Source organism: Clostridium sp. (genome assembly GCF_051656525.1).
Classification (GTDB): Bacteria; Bacillota; Clostridia; order Clostridiales; family Clostridiaceae; genus Clostridium.
Genome location: NZ_JBOGCC010000114.1, coordinates 1 through 6,798 on the forward strand (window position 1 = coordinate 1; position 6,798 = coordinate 6,798).

Sequence of the window (6,798 nt, forward strand, 5' to 3'; positions counted from 1 at the left end):
TAACTGGAGCAACAGGAGTAACTGGAGCAACTGGAGCAACTGGAGCAACTGGAGTAACAGGGGCAACAGGAGTAACTGGAGTAACAGGAGCAACTGGAGTAACAGGGGCAACAGGAGTAACTGGAGCAACAGGAGCAACTGGAGTAACAGGAGCAACAGGAGCAACTGGAGTAACAGGAGCAACAGGAGCAACAGGAGTAACAGGAGTAACAGGGGCAACAGGAGTAACTGGAGTAACAGGGGCAACTGGAGCAACTGGAGTAACAGGAGTAACTGGAGTAACTGGAGTAACAGGAGTAACAGGGGCAACAGGAGCAACAGGAGCAGATGGAGTAACTGGAGCAACAGGAGTAACAGGAGCAGATGGAGTAACAGGGGCAACAGGAGTAGATGGAATAACTGGAGCAACTGGAGTAACAGGAGCAACTGGAGCAACTGGAGTAACAGGAGCAAATGGAGTAACAGGAGTAACAGGGGCAACAGGGGCAACTGGAGTAACTGGAGTAACTGGAGGAAGTGTATTTGGGTCTGTTTCAAGTCAATGGCCAACGGGAATAACAATACCAATAGTAGCAACACCAATTCAATTTCAAACAGTAAATGATATTAATGGTACAGATATACAAGCAAGTACACCAACTACTGATGTCACTTTAACAGCAGGGCATACCTATTTTATTCATTATACTGTAAAAGCAGATATGGGAAGTGGATTAGGTTCATTAACAGTTGCACCGGTTTTAGGTGGAAATCAATTATATGCTGCAACAACTTCTGTAAGTGGTGTATCATTACAAAGTGTATCGGGAGGGACTATAGTCAGTGTGCCGGCTGGAAATGATTTAATATTACAATTGCAAACTCAGGTCGGAGCTGGAACAGTTACGTTAACAGATGCAGATTTATCTGTGATAGAGTTAATATAAATAATTTTTAGAAAAGAATAAATAGTAAAAAACAAACATAGTATAATTTGTTACTATGTTTGTTTTGATATTATTTAAGTTAATCATGAAAAGTAAATGTATAAAAATGTATATTTTATTAAAAATAACTTATAATAGTGAATTAAGCTTGAATTAAAGGTAAAAATATATAATATTAAAAGGAGAGAGGAGTTGCAAAATGGAAAATAAAATTATTAACAAAAGAGAAAAACATGTTAAAGCAATAGCAGTAATAGTACTTATTGTAGCAATAGTTGCAGGAGGTACATATGTGGTGAAAAATGTATTTTTTTCAAGTCCTGAGCAAGTAATAAGAAATTTTTATGGAGCTATATCAAATAATGAACTCCAGAAGTGTCTTACTTATACAGATATACAAGATAGGTTAGATGCACAGGTACCAAATGAGCAAGATAGAGAACAAATAATGCAAACATTTTTAAAGCAGTTTAATATAAATGAAAGAAAAATACATATTAAATTAATAGATATTAAAAAAGAATCAGGTGATAGTGAAACGGCAGTATATGATGTAAAATATGATATTAATATTACATACAAAACTGGACCTGCATATAATAATACAGAAGCAGATAGAATTTATTTAACTAAAATTAGAGGACAATGGAAAATAGTAAATAGTAATGGTATGTATGATGCATTATCTAATATAATGGATGGGGTAATACAAGGACAAAATAGTGTACTTGAAGGTATTAAATAGGTAAAAAGAAAAAGCAAGGGTTTTTAACCCTTGCTTTTATTTACTATTAAAATGGATTTTGGTAATATAGTATTATGGTAAAAATTAACACAAAGAGGTGGAATATGAGAAGGGTTAAAAAAATAATAGAAGTTATACTTATAGTAATTATAATTTTTTGTTTTGGAAAAGTGGGAATAAAGCACTTAGAGTACAATCAGGCAAAAGAAGTGTATAAAAATTTAGAGAGAATAGAAGATGAAATAGAAAAAGATGATGTATCAGAAGTAGAAAAGTTGAAAAAAAGATATGAAAAAATGAAAGCAGTAAATGAAGATTATGTTTTTTGGATAGAGATAGGAAATACAAATATAAATTATCCAGTAGTAAAAAGCTTAGATAATTATGATTATCTTCATAAGAATTTTGATAAGAATAAAAATTCATCTGGAACTATATTTGTAGATTACACAAATAGAATGGATGATTTTAATACTATAATACATGGACATAATATGAAGAATGGAACTATGTTTAATAATTTAGTGAAATTTAAAGAAGAAAATTTTTATAAGAATAATAAAGAGGTAATAGTTTATAATAAAGAAGAAAAAGAGACATATGAGATATTTGCAGTATATGTTGTAGAAGCAGAGGAAAATTTTTTAAGAAGACAGTATAGTAAAGATTATATTGATTTTATAAATAAGGAAAGTATATATAAAGAGAGAAAAGAGATTTCAGAAAAAGATAAAATAATAACATTATCTACTTGTAGTTATGAGTATGAAAATGCTAGAACAGTAGTCCATGCTGTAAAAAAAGCTTCCTAAAAATTAGGAGGCTTTTTTAATATTTTCTGAATTTAAAAAGAATACAGAATATTTAATAGGAAAGATTAATAAGAATAGATATGAAAAGTTTAGAAAAATAAAGGAGAGAAATCTATGGAGTTATTTGTACAGTTATTTAAGTCTTTTTTAGGGCAAGGACTTATAGGATGGGGTGTTATCTTAATTATTTTAATAGCCTTAGGATATAGTATTTATTTAAATATAAATGTTAAGGGGTTTTATAGGGAACTTTTAAGAGAGTTTGAAGGAAGTAGAATTATAAATGAGGCAGGAGAAAGAGAGTTTAGAGATGAAATTTTACTAGGAATTTCAGAAGATTTTAAAAAAAGTGCAAACAAAGGAATTGAGAATATAAATACTGAAGTTTTAATATTGAATCACTTAAAGAAAAAACAAAATTTTAATGAAAGGATTCTTTCTTTAATTCCAGCGTCAGCTATAGGACTTGGGCTTTTAGGAACTTTTTTAGGTTTAACAATATCTATTTATGGAACAAATGGAGTGCTAGAGTCAGGTGTTCAAACAATGGAAGGATTTTTAGCGAATATGAGTGTGCCATTACAGGGAATGTCTAGTGCGTTTTGGACAAGTATATTTGGAGTAGCAGTATCACTAGTATTAAATAATATTAATATGAATACTAGAAAAGAAAAAGATAGATTTTTTGACCAAATAGAAGATTATTTAGATAATACATTATATGGTGAGTATTCATATAGTTTTGTAACTCAGTTTGAAAAGTTTAATGAGATAGTTTCAACAGCTATGATTAGATTGGCAAAAGATATGAGAGAACTATTTATGAATGGTGTAAATGAACTTGTATCTAATATAAATAAAAATACATTAGATATGACAAATACTGCAAAAGAATTAGGTGTTTATGCAGAAGATTTTGGAAAGGTAATCCACAGTTTAGGAGAAACTATAGATAGCTTTAATGAGCCTATTGAAAATTTCAAAGGTTCAATAAATGAATTTACAATAACAACTGATAAATTAGAGTTTATAATGAATGGATCGATAGAAAGGCTAGAAGATAAATTGGATTATCTATCGGGAGTTATAAATAATCTCAATATAGTTGCAACTAGTGAAAAGGAGATATTTACAAAGGCGCTTCAAGAGGTAGAAAAGGGAAGAAGAGAAATTAGTTCAACTTATTTAGGGGTAGTTGATACACTTAAAAATATAAATACATCAATAATAAGTAGAGATAAAAATTTAACTGAAGAAATACAAGGATTAAATTCAGGATATGGAAGATTTGAGGATATAACAGTTGAGTTTAAAGAAAATATAAAAGGGTTACAGGGGAAAATTGAACTTGGAGTAAAAAACTCTATAGAAAAAGGATTCTTAAAAATTTCAGATGATATAGTAAATGAATTAAAAGTGGTATTAGAAGAAATTGATGAATCAATAGGGGCATTAAGTATGAATACTCAAACTGTAGGTAGACTTGTAAAGGCAACAAATGATTGGATAGATATAAGGAGAGATTAGGAGGATAGACTATGAAGATAAGAAGTAGAAAATATAAGTCTATAGAAGAAGAAGCATCTTATTGGCCATCATTTGTTGATGTAATGACAACAATAGCATTAGTATTTTTCTTTTTGATGATTATTTCAATGGGACTATCTAGTTTGTTTGTAGATAATATATCAGTAAAAAGAGAAAAAATATATACAAAAATTCAAGAAAAATTAGATGGTGAAAATGTAGATGAAAATATAATGTATTTTGATAAAGATGAAGGAAAAATGATTTTGAAGACAGAAACTTTTTTTGATACAGGTAAATGGGATTTGAAAAATGATGGGAAGCTTATGGCAGATCAGTTAAGTAAAGTTTTTAATGAAATATTGTCAGATGAAGAGTTGGTAAAAGAAATAGAGTATATAGAAGTGATAGGACATACAGACTATGCAGGAGAAACTATTGAAAATAGAAAGTTATCAACAGAAAGGGCAATGAGTTTCTTAAATAGAATGGTTCCAATGAATAGTGATTTAGAAAATAATTTTGGAGGAAAATTTAAAGCATCTGGGATGTCAGAATTTGAAACTAATCCAGAAAAAGTTGACAGAGATAAAGAAAGTTATACAGATAAAGATAAAGAAGTGGTAGCAAGTCAAAGGAAGATAGAAATAAAAATGGTATTTTCTAATAAGGATTTAGAAGATGCAATAAAAAATAGAGTAAAGGAATAAAAAATCATGAAAATAAGTGAGAAAGATATAATTGAGTTTATAGATTCTAAGTATACAGAAGAGACATTGAAGATTATAGAGTATCTAAATGATGATATGCTACCATATAAGGAATTGAAGGAAAGTAAAGTGATGAGGGCTGCATTAGTATGGATTTTAAAACATAAAGGATATACTTATGTAAGTAATAAAATTTATACTATTTTTAATAGAAGAGAAATAGATTATAAAGAAGTATATGAAATTCTTATAAATGCAAAAATAATCAAAAGAGAAAAAATAGGGTATGTTTCAGATATAGATTTTAAAAGAGGAGTAGTTTTTAAAAGCTCGAAGGGGATAAATAGAAGTTTTTATATAAAATTAATAAAAGATGTTTATCCTTTTAAAATAAAATATGTAAGTAATGAGTACAGGGGATTTATAGATGTTAAGTTTGAGAATAAAGAGTATTATAGCAAAATAGATATAAAAATAACTATTCCAGAAAATATAAAGTATCCAATAAATATTAGAGAAAGAATAATTGTTTATACAGATTATAAAATAAAATTTTTTGATATAGATATAATAAAAATTGATGAAGTTTTAGAAAGTTCATTTTATGATTTAAAAATATTAAATACTTTAAGTATGATGAAGGAAAGAACAAGAAGGATTATAGCAGTAGGAAAAGGAATTGATAGACTACAAAAAGAAAAAAGCGAAGAGTTTGCACTAGAGTATTTAATGAAAATAAAAAATAAAAGTATTGCAATGGAAATTTTCAGTAGATATAAAGAATGGATAGAAACAGTAGAAGGTAAAATTAATATTGTGTTTTATATAAAATTAATTGAGTATTTTTTAGATTTAGACGAGATAGATGTTAAGCTTGGATATATGATAGAGGAATTTATATTAATAAATCCTTTAATAAAAGAAAATATAAAAAGCTATCTAGAGGAGTTTTATAAATTAGGATATATAACTGAATTAACAGAAGAAGTAATAGAGATGATGAAAGTAACAGGCCTTAGTTTAGAAATAAAAAAGAAATTTAAAGTTTTAGATAAAGATACATTAGAAGATTTTAAGGAAGGAAATGTATCTTTAGAAATGGCAAATAAAATTTTACTAAGTAAAGGAATTGAGTATGATAAAAGGCTTATAAAAATAATGTATGATTTCTATGAGGAAACAGATGATGTAAAGGCGATAGAAAAAGTAATTAAAAAAAAGGATAAATTAGGATTTTCTATAAAAGATGGAGATATAGTAGCACTAATAAATAAAAAGCGTGAAGGAATAGATGTTCATGATGATGCAATTTTAATTGGAGGAAATTCTTATAAAGGTAAAAATAAATATATAAAAGATGAAATAGAACTTATAAAAATAAAAAGAATATTAGATAAAAAAGAAAAGTGAGAATAAGGGGAAAATAAGAAAAATATATGGATAAAAAGATGGGCATTGGTGTATAATTAATATATAACAAAGAAAATAATAAAGTGGTTAGTATATTAAAAATGTCTGTGTCTTAAAAAATCGCTAATTAAAATTAAAAGCTTTTAATGTACTTCTAAAGCTCCTGTAAAAATTTATAGGAGCTTTCACTATTTAAGAATAAAAAAGATTATAAATGGATAGAATAAAGCTAAAATACGACATATAAAATATGAAATAGAAAAGGTTTTGTAAAGAAATATAATTAAATAAAAAAATTAACTATATGCTTGACATAATTTTTTAAAGGGTGTTATAATAAGCGAGTCGGAAAAATGAAATTAAGTTTTTCGAGAAAAAAAGTTCTTTGAAAATTACATAATATAAATTGTTAATACAACAAAGCCAAGAAAAGATATTTAATTTAAATACTATTCTTTGTATCTAATTCAAGATTGTAAAATCTGAAACATGACTTTTGCGAAGTTAGAAGTGAGGACTTATAACGAGCAAATAATAGGTCAAGCTACAAAGGGCGTATGGTGAATGCCTTGGCATCAGGAGCCGATGAAGGACGTGATAAGCTGCGATAAGCTTCGGGTAGGTGCACATAACCAGAGATCCGAAGATTTCCGAATGAGGAAACTCAC

At 28.1% G+C, this 6,798-nt stretch carries 6 protein-coding genes and 1 rRNA gene; all 7 read left to right on the top strand.

All coding sequences use genetic code 11. From position 1 onward, the window contains the following. The coding region (locus tag ACRDDY_RS05000; protein WP_438563874.1) for a hypothetical protein at nt 1-926 on the top strand (926 nt) is incomplete at its 5' end. Between the two features lie 199 nt (nt 927-1,125). Further along, on the top strand, nt 1,126-1,671 hold the full coding sequence (locus ACRDDY_RS05005; protein ID WP_438563875.1) for a nuclear transport factor 2 family protein: 546 nt from the start codon (nt 1,126-1,128) through the stop codon (nt 1,669-1,671). 104 nt (nt 1,672-1,775) lie between these two features. Further along, the gene (gene srtB, locus ACRDDY_RS05010) at nt 1,776-2,483 is read left to right on the top strand and encodes a class B sortase (protein WP_438563876.1); all 708 of its coding nucleotides are present in this window, start codon (nt 1,776-1,778) and stop codon (nt 2,481-2,483) included. 114 nt (nt 2,484-2,597) lie between these two features. After that, the gene (locus ACRDDY_RS05015) at nt 2,598-4,010 is read left to right on the top strand and encodes a hypothetical protein (RefSeq protein ID WP_438563877.1); all 1,413 of its coding nucleotides are present in this window, start codon (nt 2,598-2,600) and stop codon (nt 4,008-4,010) included. An 11-nt stretch (nt 4,011-4,021) separates the two neighbouring features. Continuing rightward, the gene (locus ACRDDY_RS05020) at nt 4,022-4,720 is read left to right on the top strand and encodes an OmpA/MotB family protein (protein WP_438563878.1); all 699 of its coding nucleotides are present in this window, start codon (nt 4,022-4,024) and stop codon (nt 4,718-4,720) included. Between the two features lie 6 nt (nt 4,721-4,726). Further along, on the top strand, nt 4,727-6,130 hold the full coding sequence (locus tag ACRDDY_RS05025) for a hypothetical protein (protein WP_438563879.1): 1,404 nt from the start codon (nt 4,727-4,729) through the stop codon (nt 6,128-6,130). A gap of 537 nt (nt 6,131-6,667) precedes the next feature. Beyond that, nucleotides 6,668-6,798, top strand: a 23S ribosomal RNA gene (locus ACRDDY_RS05030); the annotation flags it as partial.